Annotated in this window: 14 protein-coding genes and 1 pseudogene; 8 read left to right on the forward strand and 7 right to left on the reverse strand. The window is 65.1% G+C overall.

Annotated features, from left to right (window positions below):
* The first annotated feature begins 118 nt into the window (after positions 1-118).
* Positions 119-2,329: a primosomal protein N' gene (locus CK489_RS09765; RefSeq protein WP_095732162.1), complete on the forward strand. Its 2,211-nt coding sequence runs from the start codon at positions 119-121 to the stop codon at positions 2,327-2,329.
* A 167-nt stretch (positions 2,330-2,496) separates the two neighbouring features.
* Here CK489_RS09765 and CK489_RS09770 read toward each other — a convergent pair whose 3' ends face one another.
* A complete protein-coding gene (locus CK489_RS09770) occupies positions 2,497-2,988 on the reverse strand; it encodes a septal ring lytic transglycosylase RlpA family protein (RefSeq protein ID WP_095732163.1) in 492 nt (163 codons plus the stop codon).
* A 630-nt stretch (positions 2,989-3,618) separates the two neighbouring features.
* Here CK489_RS09770 and CK489_RS09775 point away from each other — a divergent pair.
* The 7 genes and pseudogenes from CK489_RS09775 (at position 3,619) to CK489_RS09805 (ending at position 10,223) form a co-directional block, all read left to right on the forward strand.
* Positions 3,619-4,179 (forward strand): F0F1 ATP synthase subunit delta, encoded by a 561-nt coding sequence (locus CK489_RS09775; protein ID WP_050630453.1) that lies wholly within the window; start codon positions 3,619-3,621, stop codon positions 4,177-4,179.
* A complete protein-coding gene (gene atpA / locus CK489_RS09780) occupies positions 4,179-5,708 on the forward strand; it encodes a F0F1 ATP synthase subunit alpha (protein WP_095732164.1) in 1,530 nt (509 codons plus the stop codon). Before CK489_RS09775 ends, atpA begins: the two co-directional genes overlap by 1 nt.
* Before the next feature lie 91 nt (positions 5,709-5,799).
* Positions 5,800-6,678, forward strand: a complete 879-nt coding sequence (locus CK489_RS09785; RefSeq protein ID WP_050630455.1) for a F0F1 ATP synthase subunit gamma — start codon at positions 5,800-5,802, stop codon at positions 6,676-6,678.
* A gap of 26 nt (positions 6,679-6,704) precedes the next feature.
* Positions 6,705-8,147 (forward strand): F0F1 ATP synthase subunit beta, encoded by a 1,443-nt coding sequence (gene atpD / locus CK489_RS09790; protein WP_050630456.1) that lies wholly within the window; start codon positions 6,705-6,707, stop codon positions 8,145-8,147.
* A 116-nt stretch (positions 8,148-8,263) separates the two neighbouring features.
* On the forward strand, positions 8,264-8,671 hold the full coding sequence (locus tag CK489_RS09795; protein WP_050630498.1) for a F0F1 ATP synthase subunit epsilon: 408 nt from the start codon (positions 8,264-8,266) through the stop codon (positions 8,669-8,671).
* A gap of 202 nt (positions 8,672-8,873) precedes the next feature.
* Positions 8,874-9,058, forward strand: a pseudogene (locus CK489_RS09800) (adenylate/guanylate cyclase domain-containing protein); the annotation flags it as partial.
* Between the two features lie 166 nt (positions 9,059-9,224).
* Positions 9,225-10,223 carry a helix-turn-helix transcriptional regulator gene (locus CK489_RS09805; RefSeq protein WP_095732165.1) on the forward strand — a complete coding sequence of 333 codons (999 nt, stop codon included), beginning with the start codon at positions 9,225-9,227 and terminating at the stop codon, positions 10,221-10,223.
* 80 nt (positions 10,224-10,303) lie between these two features.
* Here the strand turns inward: CK489_RS09805 and CK489_RS09810 are convergent, their stop codons facing one another.
* The 6 genes from CK489_RS09810 to rlmH all read right to left on the reverse strand — a co-directional run bounded on the left by CK489_RS09810 (position 10,304) and on the right by rlmH (position 16,098).
* On the reverse strand, positions 10,304-10,804 hold the full coding sequence (locus tag CK489_RS09810; RefSeq protein ID WP_095732166.1) for an RNA pyrophosphohydrolase: 501 nt from the start codon (positions 10,802-10,804) through the stop codon (positions 10,304-10,306).
* Positions 10,805-10,849: 45 nt separating this feature from the next.
* A complete protein-coding gene (locus CK489_RS09815) occupies positions 10,850-11,353 on the reverse strand; it encodes an RNA pyrophosphohydrolase (RefSeq protein WP_050424263.1) in 504 nt (167 codons plus the stop codon).
* An 82-nt stretch (positions 11,354-11,435) separates the two neighbouring features.
* A complete protein-coding gene (locus CK489_RS09820; protein WP_095732167.1) occupies positions 11,436-12,650 on the reverse strand; it encodes a divergent polysaccharide deacetylase family protein in 1,215 nt (404 codons plus the stop codon).
* Positions 12,651-12,801: 151 nt separating this feature from the next.
* Positions 12,802-14,187 (reverse strand): S41 family peptidase, encoded by a 1,386-nt coding sequence (locus CK489_RS09825; RefSeq protein ID WP_050630460.1) that lies wholly within the window; start codon positions 14,185-14,187, stop codon positions 12,802-12,804.
* Positions 14,184-15,578 carry a murein hydrolase activator EnvC family protein gene (locus tag CK489_RS09830; protein WP_050630461.1) on the reverse strand — a complete coding sequence of 465 codons (1,395 nt, stop codon included), beginning with the start codon at positions 15,576-15,578 and terminating at the stop codon, positions 14,184-14,186. The genes CK489_RS09825 and CK489_RS09830 overlap by 4 nt, the downstream gene beginning before the upstream one ends.
* A gap of 37 nt (positions 15,579-15,615) precedes the next feature.
* Positions 15,616-16,098: a 23S rRNA (pseudouridine(1915)-N(3))-methyltransferase RlmH gene (gene rlmH / locus CK489_RS09835; RefSeq protein ID WP_095732168.1), complete on the reverse strand. Its 483-nt coding sequence runs from the start codon at positions 16,096-16,098 to the stop codon at positions 15,616-15,618.
* Positions 16,099-16,116: the final 18 nt, after the last annotated feature.

Raw genomic sequence — 16,116 nt, forward strand, 5'->3', positions numbered from 1 at the left:
GGAGGCCGGTTTGCGTGAAGAAAACGCGTCAAAACAAGAAGCTGGAGATTTGGTTCTGATTCATTCAGAACCAAATCTCTAGCCCGGTGCAAAGTTCGGATTCCAAAGCTCTGGTTTAATGGACCACACCACACGCCCCAGCTCAGCCGCCGCGTCGACGACACGAGTCGTCGACGTGCTGGTGCCTGTCGCGCTGAACCAGACCTATTCCTACCGCGTGCCGCGCGGCATGGAGCTTGCGCCCGGCGACGTGATCTCTGTTCCGCTCGGGCCGCGCGAGGTTGTCGCGGTGGTGTGGGCCGAGAATGCCAAGCCGGATCCGCGGCTGCACAACCGGCTCAAGGACGTTAGCGAGAAGCTCGATGTTCCGCCGCTCAGGGCGGAGCTGCGCCAGCTGGTCGACTGGGTCTCCACCTACACGCTGTCGGCGCGCGGCATGGTGCTTCGGATGACGCTGCGGATGGGCGAAAACCTCGGGCCGGAGCGGACGCGGCTCGGCGTCCGACTGGTCGGCGAGCCGCCGCGGCGGCTGACGCCGGCGCGCCGGCGGCTGATCGAGGTGCTGTCGGACCGCCTGCTGCACGGCAAGTCGGAGGCGGCACGCGAGGCCGGGGTCAGCTCGGGCGTGGTTGACGGCCTGGTCGACGAGGGCACGCTGACGGTCGAGGCGATGCCGCCGCCGGCACCGCCACCGATCCCCGATCCCTCCTATGCGCAGCCGGATTTCTCGCGCGAGCAGCGCAGCGCGGTCGACGTGATGCGGACGCTGGCGGCGAGCGGCAGCTTTCATGTCGCGCTGCTCGACGGCGTCACCGGTTCGGGCAAGACCGAGGTCTATTTCGAGGCGATCGCCGAGAATATCCGCCGCGGCAAGCAGACTCTGATCCTGATGCCGGAGATCGCGCTGACCGGCCAGTTCCTCGACCGCTTCGCGCAGCGCTTCGGCGTAAGGCCGCTGGAATGGCATTCCGAGCTGACGCCGCGCACCCGGGCGCGCAACTGGGCAGCGATATCGGAGGGCAAGGCGCCGGTCGTGGTCGGCGCCCGCTCGGCGCTGTTCCTGCCCTATGCCGATCTCGGCCTGATCATCGTCGATGAGGAGCACGACCAGGCCTACAAGCAGGACGACGGCGCGCATTACCACGCGCGCGACATGGCGGTGGTCCGCGCCCATATCGCAAAGATCCCGATCGTGCTGGCGTCGGCGACGCCGTCGGTCGAGAGCGAGGTCAATGCGCGCAAGGGGCGCTACCAGCGCGTCGCACTGCCGTCGCGGTTCGGCGGCCAGCACATGCCGCATATCGAGGCGATCGACATGCGGCGCGCGCCGCCGCCGCGCGGGCGATTCATCTCGCCGGTGCTGGCCGAACAGATTCGCCACGCGATCGAGCGCCGCGAGCAGGCGCTGCTGTTCCTCAACCGCCGCGGCTATGCGCCGCTGACGCTGTGTCGCGGCTGCGGCCACCGCTTCGCCTGCACTATCTGCGACGCATGGCTGGTCGACCATCGCTTCCGGCAGCGGCTGGTCTGTCATCACTGCGGCTTCTCGATGCCGCGCCCGAACATCTGTCCGCATTGCGCGGCCGAGGAATCGCTGGTCGCGGTCGGCCCCGGCGTCGAGCGCCTGCAGGAGGAGGCGGCCAGCATCTTCCCCGAGGCCCGCACCATGGTGCTGTCGAGCGACCTCATCACCTCGATCGAGACGATGCGCAGCGAGCTCAACGAGATCGCCGAGGGGCGCGTCGATATCATCATCGGCACGCAACTGGTGGCGAAGGGGCACAATTTCCCGCGGCTCAATCTGGTCGGCGTCATCGACGCCGATCTCGGCCTGAGCAACGGCGATCCGCGCGCCGCCGAGCGCACGTTCCAGCTGTTGAACCAGGTGGTCGGGCGCGCCGGCCGCGAGCAGGGCCGCGGCGTCGGCTATCTGCAGACCCACCAGCCCGAGCATCCGGTCATCAAGGCCCTGATCGCGAACGACCGCGAAGCGTTCTACGCCAGCGAGATCGAGATCCGCGAACGCACCGGCTATCCGCCGTTCGGCCGGCTGGCGAGCCTGATCGTCTCCGCCGGCGATCGCCCGACCGCGGAAGGCTTTGCCCGCAAGCTCGCCGCGGTCGCGCCGCTCGATGAGCGGATCCAGGTGCTCGGTCCCGCCGAGGCGCCGCTGGCCGTGATCAAGGGCCGCTACCGCTTCCGCCTGCTGGTGAAGTCGCTGCGCAATGTCGACCTGTCGCAATATCTGCGCGAATGGCTCGAAGCTGGCCCCAAGACCAAGGGCAATCTGAAGCTCGAGGTCGACGTCGATCCGCAGAGCTTTTTGTGAGGGTGCCTGCCAAAGAAAAAGCCTGCCGTCATTCGCGACGGCAGGCCTTTTGGCGCGAAGCAGGCCTCGCGGCCGTTACGCAACGCAACGCTTACTGAACCCGTTGGAGCATGATCCGGAAAAGTGCGAAGCGGTTTTCCGAAAAGATTATGCTCAAACGAAGAGCTCTAGGACACGACCTCGGCGGTGACGCGGCCGACGCCGGCGCCGGTCAGACCGATGGCGCGGGCTGCGCCGGTCGAGAGGTCAAGCACGCGGCCGCGGACGAACGGGCCGCGATCGTTGATGGTGACGACGACGCTGCGGCCGCCATGGGTGACACGGAGCTTGGTGCCGAACGGCAGCGAGCGATGGGCCGCGGTCATGGCGTTCTGGTTGAAGCGCTGGCCGGAAGCGGTGCGGCTGCCCGATTCATTGCCGTAGAAGGAGGCCATCCCCGAGAACGTGTGGCCGCCCGACGGCTGGATCGATGCATTGGCGTCGCGCCAGGACGAGCCTTCGGCGCGGGCGTGGTGATGATGGTGGTGGCGATGATGGTGGTGCCTGGACTTCGCGGACGCCTCCGTCACGCTGCCCCCGACCAGGATAGTTGCGGCGACAAACGCAAGCGCCGTACGCGAGCGGGTTACGTTGCCCGCCGCCTTCTTGATATTCGACATTGATAAGACCCTCAGACAGTATTGCCGCTAACGCGGCAAGTGGAACCCCCGTCCCTTCGTTGACCAAGGCCGTTTGATTTCGCAATGAGGCACGAATTGGGCAGTAAATCCCGATTGTCTCGGGCTGAAATATCTTGTTACCGCTTTGGGGTATTCAATCGAGGTTCCGTAACCTTGGTCGCTAACTGATTTTTAACGATATTAATACTTACGAATACTGATTATCGGCCTGGTTGTAAGGTTTCGGTAAGTAATCGCGAAATGAAGCGGCGGGCCGCTTTGGGTTCCCTGCGCGTCAGCCCATAGGCCCATGCAAATTCCGATGGAACAAAATCGGGAGATGCGAATCGGAGCCGGCCGCGCCAGATTTCCGCGCGCCGAATTTCTCCGATTCGAGTACCGGCCGCGGTCGCGAAAAACCGCATGCGACAAGGCGGCTCGCACGATGCCGTCATGTTGCACCTGCGCGATTGCTATGTTAGCAAAGCCGCGATTTTAACGGTCCCGGCATGTCCTGTGCCGGTCGAAAATCGAAGTCCCGCTTGAATTCCAAGGGCTTGGATCGCTAGGCGCTGCTTTGGTGGCGACGGTTTTTCCCTTGCGAATTTGACAGCAAAAAAGAGCGAGCTCGTGGCTGCTGAAGATCCGTCCGTTTCGGGAGTTTCCGGTCGTTATGCAACGGCCCTGTTCGAGTTGGCGCGCGACGAGAATTCCGTCGATCAAGTCCGGGCCGACCTCGACAAATTCGAAGCCATGCTCAACGACAGCGCTGATCTGAAGCGCCTCGTTCGTAGCCCGGTGTTTGCCGCCGACGCCCAGCTGAAGGCGATGACCGCGGTGCTCGACAAGGCTGGCATCGCCGGCACGTCGGCAAAATTCCTCAAGGTGCTCACCGCCAATCGCCGGCTGTTTGCCGTCGCCGATGTGATCCGCGCCTATCGCGCGCTGGTGGCGAAATTCAAGGGCGAGGCGACTGCGGAAGTCACCGTCGCCGAGCAGCTCAGTGACAAGAATCTCGACGCCCTGAAGACCGCACTGAAGTCAGTGACGGGCAAGGACGTCGCGCTCAACGTGAAGGTCGATCCCTCCATTATTGGTGGCCTGGTGGTCAAGCTCGGCAGCCGGATGGTGGATAGTTCGCTTCGCACCAAACTCAATTCGATCAAGAACGCGATGAAAGAGGCAGGCTGATGGACATCCGCGCCGCAGAAATTTCTGCGATCCTCAAGGACCAGATCAAGAATTTCGGCCAGGAAGCCGAGGTCACCGAAGTTGGCCAGGTGCTGTCGGTCGGTGACGGTATCGCCCGCGTCTACGGTCTCGACAACGTTCAGGCCGGTGAAATGGTCGAGTTCGAGAACGGCACGCGTGGCATGGCGCTGAATCTCGAAACCGACAACGTCGGTATCGTGATCTTCGGCGCCGACCGTGAGATCAAGGAAGGCCAGACCGTCAAGCGCACCCGCGCGATCGTGGACGCGCCCGTCGGCAAGGGCCTGCTCGGCCGCGTCGTTGACGCGCTCGGCAACCCGATCGACGGCAAGGGCCCGATCCAGGCCGACAAGCGCATGCGCGTCGACGTCAAGGCGCCCGGCATCATTCCGCGCAAGTCGGTCAACGAGCCGATGGCCACCGGCCTGAAGGCAATCGACGCGCTGATCCCGATCGGCCGCGGCCAGCGCGAGCTGATCATCGGTGACCGTCAGACCGGCAAGACCGCGATCGCGCTCGACACCATCCTGAACCAGAAGCCGCTCAACGCCCAGCCGGACGAGAGCCAGAAGCTGTACTGCGTCTACGTCGCGGTCGGTCAGAAGCGCTCCACGGTTGCGCAGTTCGTCAAGGTGCTCGAAGAGCAGGGCGCGCTGGAATACTCGATCGTCGTTGCGGCGACCGCGTCCGATCCGGCTCCGATGCAGTACATCGCGCCGTTCACCGGCTGCACCATGGGCGAATACTTCCGTGACAACGGCATGCATGCCGTGATCATCTATGACGACCTCTCCAAGCAGGCCGTCGCCTACCGCCAGATGTCGCTGCTGCTGCGCCGCCCGCCGGGCCGCGAAGCCTATCCGGGCGACGTGTTCTACCTGCACTCCCGCCTGCTCGAGCGCGCCGCGAAGCTGGGCAAGGACCATGGGTTGGGCTCGCTGACGGCGCTGCCGGTCATCGAAACCCAGGCCAACGACGTGTCGGCCTACATCCCGACCAACGTGATTTCGATCACCGACGGTCAGATCTTCCTGGAAACCGACCTGTTCTTCCAGGGCATCCGTCCTGCGGTGAACGTCGGTCTGTCGGTGTCGCGCGTCGGCTCCTCGGCACAGACCAAGGCCACCAAGAAGGTCGCCGGCAAGATCAAGGGCGAGCTCGCGCAGTACCGCGAAATGGCGGCGTTCGCGCAGTTCGGCTCCGACCTCGACGCGTCCACGCAGCGCCTGCTTAACCGCGGTGCGCGCCTGACCGAGCTCCTGAAGCAGCCGCAGTTCTCGCCGCTGAAGATGGAAGAGCAGGTTTGCGTGATCTGGGCCGGCACCAACGGCTATCTCGACGCGCTGCCGCTCAACAAGGTGAAGGCGTTCGAGGATGGCCTGCTGTCGCTGCTGCGCGGCAAGCATGTCGACATCCTCAATGCGATCCGCGACAGCCGTGACCTGTCCGACGACAGCGCCGCCAAGCTGAAGGCGGCGGTCGACGGCTTCGCCAAGACGTTTGCATAACGAATGGGGCGTCGCCCGGCTCGCTGCCGGGCGTGACGAACGGAGGCTTGCGATCTGACCATTATGGTCGGATCGCCGGGGTGAACGAAGAATGGCGTCACTAAAAGACATGCGGGTCCGCATCGCCTCGACCAAGGCGACGCAGAAGATCACCAAGGCCATGCAGATGGTCGCGGCCTCCAAGCTGCGCCGCGCGCAGAACGCCGCCGAAGCGGCGCGGCCCTATGCCACCAAGATGGATGCGGTGATTTCCAACATCGCCGCCGCGGCCAACGGCTCGCCCGGCGCGCCGGCGCTGCTCGCCGGCACCGGCAACGACCAGGTTCACCTGCTGCTGGTCTGCACCGGCGAGCGCGGCCTGTCCGGCGCGTTCAACTCGGCCATCGTGCGCCTGGCGCGCGAGCGGGCGAACACGCTGCTCGCGCAGGGCAAGGACGTGAAATTCTTCTGCGTCGGCCGCAAGGGTTACGAGCAGCTGCGTCGGACCTTTGAGAAGCGCATCGTCGAGCATCTCGACCTGCGTTCGGTGCGGCAGATCGGCTTCGCCAACGCCGAAGACATCGCCAACAAGGTGCTGGCGCGGTTCGAAGCCGGCGAGTTCGATGTCTGCACGCTGTTCTATTCGCGCTTCCAGTCGGTGATCGCGCAGATCCCGACCGCGCAGCAGATCATCCCGCTCGAGGTGGCTGAGCCCGCCGCGGGCACGGCACCCGCCACGTCCTACGAATACGAGCCGGAAGAGGATCAGATCCTCAGCAGCCTGCTGCCGCGCAACCTCGCGGTGCAGGTGTTCCGCGCGCTGCTCGAGAACAACGCCTCGTTCTATGGCGCGCAGATGAGCGCGATGGACAGCGCGACCCGCAATGCCGGCGAGATGATTCGCAAGCAAACCCTGATTTACAACCGAACCCGTCAGGCCCAGATCACGAAGGAGCTGATCGAGATCATCTCCGGCGCTGAGGCGGTCTAAGGCAGATTTTCGAAGGAGAACAGTCCATGGCTACAGCAGCCAACCAGATCGGTCGCGTTACCCAGGTCACGGGCGCCGTGGTCGACGTGCAGTTCGAAGGCCACCTTCCGGCGATTCTGAATGCGCTCGAGACCAAGAACGGCGGCAACCGCCTGGTGCTCGAAGTCGCTCAGCATCTCGGTGAATCGACCGTCCGCACCATCGCGATGGACATCACCGAAGGTCTGGTGCGCGGCCAGGAAGTCACCGACACCGGCGAACCGATCCGGGTGCCGGTCGGCGAAGGCACGCTCGGCCGCATCATCAACGTCATCGGCGAGCCGATCGACGAAGCCGGCCCGATCAAGGCCGACGGCGTGCGCGCCATCCACCAGGAAGCGCCGACCTACACCGATCAGTCGACCGAAGCGGAAATCCTCGTCACCGGCATCAAGGTCGTCGACCTTCTCGCGCCGTACGCCAAGGGCGGCAAGATCGGCCTGTTCGGCGGCGCCGGCGTCGGCAAGACCGTGCTGATTCAGGAGCTGATCAACAACGTCGCGAAGGCGCACGGCGGTTACTCCGTGTTCGCCGGCGTCGGCGAGCGTACCCGTGAGGGCAACGACCTCTATCACGAGTTCATCGAATCCAAGGTCAACGCCGATCCGCACAATCCGGATCCGAGCGTGAAGTCGAAGTGCGCGCTGGTGTTCGGCCAGATGAACGAGCCGCCGGGCGCCCGCGCCCGCGTCGGCCTGACCGGTCTGACCGTCGCCGAGCACTTCCGCGACCAGGGCCAGGACGTGCTGTTCTTCGTCGACAACATCTTCCGCTTTACCCAGGCGGGTTCGGAAGTGTCGGCGCTGCTCGGCCGTATTCCTTCGGCGGTGGGTTACCAGCCGACGCTCGCGACCGACATGGGCGCGCTGCAGGAGCGCATCACCACTACCCAGAAGGGCTCGATCACTTCGGTGCAGGCGATCTACGTGCCGGCCGACGACTTGACCGACCCGGCGCCCGCCACCTCGTTCGCGCACTTGGACGCCACCACGGTGCTGTCGCGCGCGATCTCGGAAAAGGGCATCTATCCGGCGGTGGACCCGCTCGACTCGACCTCGCGCATGCTGTCGGCGCTGGTGGTCGGTGAAGAGCACTACAACACCGCGCGTCTCGTCCAGCAGATCCTCCAGCGCTACAAGTCGCTGCAGGACATCATCGCCATTCTCGGCATGGACGAACTGTCGGAAGAGGACAAGCTGACGGTCGCCCGCGCCCGCAAGGTCGAGCGCTTCCTGTCGCAGCCGTTCCACGTCGCCGAAATCTTCACCGGCTCGCCGGGCAAGTTCGTCGACCTCGCCGACACCATCAAGGGCTTCCGCGATCTCTGCCAGGGCAAGTACGACCACCTGCCGGAAGCGGCGTTCTACATGGTCGGCACCATCGAAGAAGCCGTCGAGAAGGGCAAGAAGCTCGCCGCCGAGGCGGCCTAAGCTTCGAGATGTCGTCATCGCCGGATTTGATCCGGCGATCCATCGCACGAGAAGTAGTTTGACTGATGGACCCGCGGGTCGAGCCCGCGGGTGACAGCGCAAAGAACGGAAAGACCATGGCCACCTTCCACTTCGATCTCGTCTCTCCCGAAAAGCTCGCCTTCTCCGGCGAGGTTGATCAGGTTGACGTTCCCGGCGTGGAGGGTGATTTCGGCGTGCTCGCCGGCCACGCTCCCGTCGTCGCCACCGTGCGTCCGGGTATCCTGACGATCACGGCCGCCGGCAAGAAGGAGAAGGTCATCGTGCTCGGCGGTCTCGCCGAGGTGTCGGACAAGGGCCTCACCGTGCTCGCCGACGTCGCGACGGCGCTGGCAGATCTCGATCGCGCGAAGTTTGCCGAGACCATCGCCGAGATGCAGGAAAAGCTCTCCGAGCACGAGGGCTCCGAGCTCGACAATGCAATCGAGCGACTCGACCACTTCAAGGGCATCCAGCACGAGCTCAACGCGACGGCTATGCACTGAGGCGCGGTTGCCGACCAGCGATCGCGCCATTGCGCCGGGTGAGCCGGCCCCCTTGTGAAATCGCTCACTTTTCAAGTCATCGTCCGTCAGGACTTGAGCCAAGCAACGCTCGCTGCACCCCGGCCGGCGATCAATGCTTATTGCGCGTGGACGCGCCTGGCAGCATTCTCCCCGGCATATTCGGGTTCCGGGGCTGGCACTCATGAAGCGCAAGATCGCGGCGATCTTCGCGGCCGATATTGCAGGCTATAGTCGATTGGTTGCCGAAGATGAGGAAGGGACGCTGCGGCGGCTCCCTATCGACGGGTCACCGACGACTTCATTGCAAAGGGCGGCGGCCGCATCTTCAACACCGCAGGCGATGCGGTGCTCGCCGAACTTCCCAGCGGTCGGCCCGAACTGAAATGGTCCCGAAAATGCAAAGCGGTGAGCCGAACCGGAAAATGTGAAGCAGCTTACAGCTGGGAGTGCGCGCACATGACAAGCTGCCGCAAAACGACGAACCGACTCGATCGGGGCGCGCTTCCACTTTGGACGTAATGGACAGGATTCCGTGCTGACCTTCTCCACCGATGGGCTCCGCCCGCAGGACCGTTTCGAGCACTGGTGCGATGTACGCGGCAAGAGCCTGTTCGGGGTCACGATCGAGCTCGAGCGCGACAAGCGGCCTGATTTCCGCGGGCACTTTTCCGCGACGCCGGTGGGCGGCGCCGTGCTGGCGGAAATGTCGGCGTCCTCCTATCGGGTCAGCCGGACCTCAACCGACATCGCGCGCGTCCCGAGCAACAGCCTACAACTGGCGTGGCAGGTGCGCGGCCCCGGCCATCTGAACATCGGCCGCGATCGGGTTCACTTCGTGCACAACGGCGATCTGGTGTTCGGCCACTCCAATCTGCCGTATTTCTCGACGCCCGAACGGACCGATGGGTTTCATTTCTTCAGCCTCAAGATCCCGGTCTCCGAAGAGCTCGTGCTCGGTGCGCGAGTTGAGGATGCGCCGCCCGTCGCGCTGGCGCGCGATGCGAGCCTGACCCGGCTGGTCGGCGCCATGTTCCGCGCCATGACCCGCGATCCTGCGCGAACCGGGCAGTTCGCCGACGAAGTCACGCACATGGTTCGCCTGGCGCTGCTCGCACGCGGGCGCCTGCGGCCGCGACAGGATGAAATCCGTGCCGCGCTACATGCCGGCTACCTCCATGCCGCGCGCGAAATCCTGCTGCGCGACCTGCATCGCGCCTCGCTCACGCCGGCTGCGGTCGCCACCGAGCTCGGCATTTCGCTGCGGCAATTGCATGCGCTGTTCGAGCCGACCGGCCTGTCATTGGCGCGAACGCTGACGGCGGCGAGGCTGCAGGAGGCGAGGCGGCTGCTCTACGTCATGCAGGAACGCGGCATCGACGAGATCGCATTCGCGTGCGGCTTCGACAGCATCGCGACGTTCTATCGCACCTTCCGCGCAACCTACGGCATGACGCCGGGTGATGCGCGGCGCGCACCGCCGCCAGATCGGGATGACGTTTCTTCGAATCGTCACCCCGCCCTGGCTCTCTGATTCGAGCATGGTCTCCGCGCAAACGCCTTGCGTCTGTCGCGGGGGAAAACCGCTACACGCTTTTCCCGACCATGCTCAGTTCAGCCGGCGAATTCAGCGAACCGGATCGCGACCGCGCGGTAGACGTCGCGGCGGAACGGCACCACGAGGTCGGCGACGCGGTCGAGGCGCTCCCAGCGCCATTGATCGAATTCCGCAGGCTGGCCGTTGCGCGGCGTCAGGGGATCGATCTCCTCGTCGCGTCCGGTGAAACGCAACGCAAACCATTTCTGCCGCTGGCCGCGGAATTTGGCGAGCCGATGCGATGCCGGCCCGTCATAGGCAGGGAATTCGTAGGTCATCCAGTCGGTCTCGCCGAGATAGTCGGCGCTGACCGCCCCGGTCTCTTCCCACAATTCGCGCATCACGGCCTGGCGCGGATCCTCGCCCGCGTCGATGCCACCCTGCGGCATCTGCCATTCGAGGCCGGGCAGCACGATCTCCGGACCATCGTCCTTGATCCGGTGGCCGATCAGCACGCGTCCAGCCGCGTTGAACAGCGCGATACCCACATTGGGGCGATAAGGCTTATCCGATGACATCTCGATAGCTGCGTCGCGCGTTGATTGGGCCGATCGCCCGGCCACCTACTTCGCCGCCAGGCCGGCGAATTCCTTCACGACGCGCTCATAGACCGGGCGCTTGAACGGCACAATCAGCTCCGGCAAATTCTTCATCGGCTCCCAGCGCCAGGTGATGAACTCGGCCTTGTGGCCGCCGCCGGGGTTGGCAACGTTGATCTCGTTTTCGTCGCCGGTGAAGCGCAACGCGAACCACTTCTGCCGCTGGCCGCGATAGCGGCCCTTCCAGGCACGGCCCGCGACGGTGCGCGGGATGTCGTAGATCAGCCAGTCCGAGACCTCGCCGAGCTTCTCCACCGACTTGACGCTGGTCTCCTCATAGAGTTCGCGTCGCGCGGCCTGAAACGTATCCTCGCCGGGATCGACGCCGCCTTGCGGCATCTGCCAGACATGCGCGTCGTCGACATGCTCGATGCCGCCGGCGCGGCGTCCGATGAAGACCAGCCCGGCCGTATTCAGCAGCATGATGCCGACGCAGGTTCGATAGGGCAGGTCCTCATAACGTGCCATGCTGCCGCTACCTCGCACAGTTCCCGGCGCCGCCAGACCCGGCCCCCCGGCAAGGTCGAAGGCGGCACCAACAGATTGATCTCTAGCTCGATTTTGATTTCAGCATCGCCGTTGTCAATGGCACAAGCATGATGCCCTTGGAGTCCAGTGTTTTCAGCCAGGCGCCGAGCCGCTCGATGGAGACCGGCAGCGCCGAGGCGACGCCCACGGCCAAGCCGCGTTCCTTGGCGATGGTTTCCAGCTTGACCAGCGCGCGGTCGATTTCTGCCGACGTCGGAACGGCGTCGATGGCGAAATCGGCCTTGGCGAACGGCAGCGACTGGCCGGCGGAGAGGTTTTGCGCCACGCTGCGCGGGGTGGAACCGTCGTCGAACCAGCTCAGGCCGCGCTTGGCCGCTTCGCGCAGGATCGGCTGCATCACGGGATCGGTCGCAACGAACCGGGCCCCCATGAAATTGGCGATCCCGGCATAGCCCTGCAGGCGGCTGAGATGCCAATAGAGCCGGTCGAGATTCTGTTCGCCGCTCAGCGTGGTCAGCAGGGTCTGTGGGCCCGGATCATTGTCGGGATAGTCGAACGGCTCCATCGGGATCTGCAGCAGGATCTCATGGCGCTGCGAGCGGGCGCGTTCAGCGAGCTTGCCGGGGTCGGCGCCGTAGGGCGTGAAGGCCAGCGTCACGGCCGGCGGCAGCTTCATGATGGCATCAGCGGTCTTGGCGGCGCCGACGCCGAGCCCGGCGACCACGATGGCGACCACCGGCATGCGGGCCGCCTTGGCGCGGTCGGCCTCGGCCGCATAGACGGTGAACGGCTTCAGGCCGTCGGCGACCACCGGGATCATGCCATAGCGCGACTTTTCCAGCAGGCGCGGGTCGATTCCGGTCATCGCGAGCGGGGCCGCATCGCCTTCCATCGACTTTTCGGCCGGATCGCCGGCGCCGATCACGACGTCCTGACGCTTGCCGCTGGAGCCGTCGATGATGGTGACCGTCCTGGCGTCATTCTTGGCGTCGCCGGCCACGGCCGGTGCCTTGGCGGCGGATTTGACGGCCGGCTCGGCCGGGGCGTGCTTGTCGTCGGCGGCCGCGGGTGGAGGATTACGGAGGGTGATGCGGGCCATCGGCTCGCCGCCGAGCGGGTTGTCGTTGAACAGCGCAACGCCAACGAAACCGACCAGCACGAGTCCCAGCAGCACGGCGAGCGCCTGCATCGCCGTGAATGGCAGGCGGAAACGGCGCGTCCTGCCCACGGTCTTCTGCCCAAGCGGCGTGCTCAGTTCGTCGGCCGCCTCTGCCATGACCCTCCCCGAATCAACAGTGCGAACGATAGCACGATGCGGTGCATTCCCGCGCGCCGGCCTCCCCGGCAAAGCACGGACGGTGGTGGATGCCGAAAGCAGAAAGGGCGGCCCGAGGGCCGCCCTTTTCGCCAGATCGATTGGGATCGGATCAGTTCGAGGACTTGTTGGCCGGCTTGTCAGCGGCGGCCTTGTCGCCGGGCGCCTTGTCACCGGACGGGGCGGCGGGCGCCGGCGTGGTGTTCGCGGTCGACTTGATGCCATGCAGCAGATCGTCGGCCATCTTCAGCGCCTTGTCGTCCTTGGCGTCCGGTGGGACGTAGGACTGCGAACCGGTCTTCTCGTCGCCGTCGTTCTTCAGATGGCCGCGCAGCGAGGCTTCGCCCTTGGTGTCGGTGCGCGCCTTCAGCTCTTCCGGCACGTCCTGCAGCACCTCGATGTCGGGCACGATGCCCTTGGCCTGGATCGATTTGCCCGATGGCGTGTAGTAGCGCGCGGTGGTCAGGCGCAGCGCGCCGTTGCCCGAACCGAGCGGGATGATGGTCTGCACCGAGCCCTTGCCGAACGAGCGGGTGCCGACCAGCGTCGCCCGCTTGTGGTCCTGCAACGCGCCGGCGACGATTTCCGAGGCCGAGGCCGAGCCGCCGTTGATCAGCACGATGACCGGCTTGCCCTTGGTCAGGTCGCCCGGATGCGCCGCGCGGCGCTGGGTTTCCTCGGCATTGCGGCCGCGGGTCGAGACGATCTCGCCGCGCTCGAGGAACGAATCGGACACCGTGACCGCTTCTTCCAGCAAGCCGCCGGGATTGTTTCTGAGGTCGATGATGTAGCCCTTCAGCTTGTCGCCGATCTGGCCCTGCAGATTGGCAACCTCCTTCTTCAGGCCTTCGGTCGTCTGCTCGTTGAAGGTGGTGATGCGGATATAGGCGATGTCGTCGGCCTCGACGCGCGCGCGCACCGAGCGGACGCGGATGTTGTCGCGCACCAGCGTGACGTCGATCGGATTGTCCTGGCCCTTGCGGATGATCTTGAGCTTGATCTTGGTGTTGACCGGACCGCGCATCTTCTCGACGGCCTGGTTCAGCGTCAGGCCCTGCACCGCCTCGTCGTCGAGCGTGGTGATGATGTCGTTGGCCATGATGCCGGCCTTCGAGGCCGGGGTGTCGTCGATCGGCGAGACGACCTTGATCAGTCCGTCTTCCATCGTGACTTCGATGCCGAGGCCGCCGAACTCGCCGCGGGTCTGCACCTGCATGTCGCGGAAGCTCTTGGCGTCCATGTAGCTCGAATGCGGATCGAGGCCGGACAGCATGCCGGAGATCGCGGATTCGACCAGCTTCGAATCATCCGGCTTCTCGACATAGTCGCTGCGCACACGTTCAAAGACATCGCCGAACAGATTGAGCTGGCGGTAGGTGTCCGACGTCGCGGCCCGCGCGCTCGATCCCATCAGCACAGCGCGGGGCTGCGTGACGAAAAGCGTCAGGGCCGCGCCGGTGGCGGCGCTAAGGAGAATTACCGAAGTCTTGCGCATCATCCGCGAACCTTTTCGCCTTCATTTGTGGCCCACCATGGACCTGGATCGATTGGAGTGCCGTCTTTCCGGAACTCGACATAGAGCACTGGCTGGCTCGCATTGGTCGCGAGAATGGATGCAACCTGGGACGTCGACCCCATGGTCGCAACCGGCTCCCCCGTAAGTACAAACTGGCCGATGTTTACCGAAATACGCTCCATCCCGGCGATCAGGACATGATACCCGCCCCCGGCATTGAGGATCAAGAGTTGTCCATAGCTGCGGAAAGGACCCGCGTAAACAACCCAGCCGTCACACGGGGTTGTGACCTGCGCGCCCGGTTTGGCTGCCAAAGAAATGCCTTTTTGTACGCCCCCCGCGCCGTCGGAACCGCCAAATTCGCGAATCTTGGTGCCATTCACCGGATAGGCGAACAGGCCTTTGGCCGAGGCGAAGGCGACCGCCGGGCTCATGCGCGCCGGGTCCTTGAGCGCCCCGAGATTGGGTTTACCATTAACGGTCGCCGGCGCCCCCTGGAGGCTGGCCGTGGCGGCCGCCTTGGCCGCGCTCTTCAGATCCTGCTCCATCTTGGCGATCAGGCTCTGCAGATTGTCGGCCTGCTTCGACAGCGCGATGGCGCGGGCGCCTTCGGTCTCCATGTCCTTTTCGGCCGCGCTCTGCTGCCGCTGCCGTTCGTCGACCAGCGCCGCCAGGCGGGTCTGGTCTTCCCTGAGCTTGTCGCGGTCGGCCGCCAGCGCGTCGCGCTCGGTCGAGATGGTCTTGCGCAGCGCGACCAGTTCGCCGAGGTCGGCGGCAAGCTTCTCGGCGCGGACACGCAATTCCGGCACCACGGCGCCGAGCAGCATCGCGGTGCGCAGCGATTGCAGCGCGTCCTCGGGCCGGACCAGCAGCGCCGGCGGGGTCCGCCGCCCGGCGCGCTGCAGTGCCGCCAGCACCTCGATCACCTCGGAGCGGCGTGAATCCAGCGAGCCGCGGATTTCGCGCTCGCGGCCGTCGAGCGGTTGCAGGCGGGCTTCGGCGTCGGCGATCCGCGTCTCGACGCCGCGCACCTGACCAGCAATGTCGATCAGCTGCTGGTTGAGCTTGCTGCGGTCCTGACCGATCGCGGCGATGTCGGCCTTCAGCTTCTCCTGCAACTCGGTCGCCTTGCGCTGCTGCTCGCGCGCGGCCTCCAGCTCCTGCTCGCGTTGCTTGATGGCGTCGGGCGAGGTCTCCGCCGTCGCGGCCTGCTGTGCCGGCGGTGCGGATTGTTGTGCCGGTGGTGCTGCCTGCGCATGCGCCGGAGCCAGCGGAGCAGCGGCCAACATGGCGATCGACAACGGCAGGGATGCGGTCAGCCAATGGCGGCGCGCGCTTTCGAAAACAGAATGCTGGTCCCGCTTGTGCTGCATCCGAGCTGTTCAGCGCTTTTGTCTGTCCCTCATCACGTCATGCGCGATGATAGGGATGGCCGGCCAGAATGGTCGCGGCCCGATAAATCTGTTCCAGAAGCATGACGCGGACCATTTGATGCGGCCAGGTCGCGGAGCCGAATGCAATACGCAACGAAGCCTTGCGCTGCAATTCGGGCGAAAGTCCGTCCGCACCGCCGATCACGAAGACAGTCTGCGCCAACCCCTCGTCGCGCCAGCGGCCGAGCTGCTGGGCAAAGCTTGCGCTGTCGATGCTCTTGCCGCGTTCGTCGAGGGCGACCAGCACGTGCTTGTCAGGCAGCAGCGCCGCGATCGCCGCAGCTTCTTCCGCGATGCGCGCAGCGGTGTCGCGCGCGCGGCTCTCCGCAATTTCATGAATCTCGAGGCCGCGAAAGCCGAGCTTGCGGCCGATATCCTCGAAGCGCTCGCGGTAGCGCTCCGCAAGCTCCCGTTCAGGGCCCTGTTTCAGACGGCCGATGCAGATGACGACGAGGCGCATCAACGCAGCCTAGCTGCG

Origin of the sequence: Bradyrhizobium sp. UFLA03-84 (assembly GCF_002289535.1) — a bacterium.
Taxonomy (GTDB): Bacteria; Pseudomonadota; Alphaproteobacteria; order Rhizobiales; family Xanthobacteraceae; genus Bradyrhizobium; species Bradyrhizobium viridifuturi.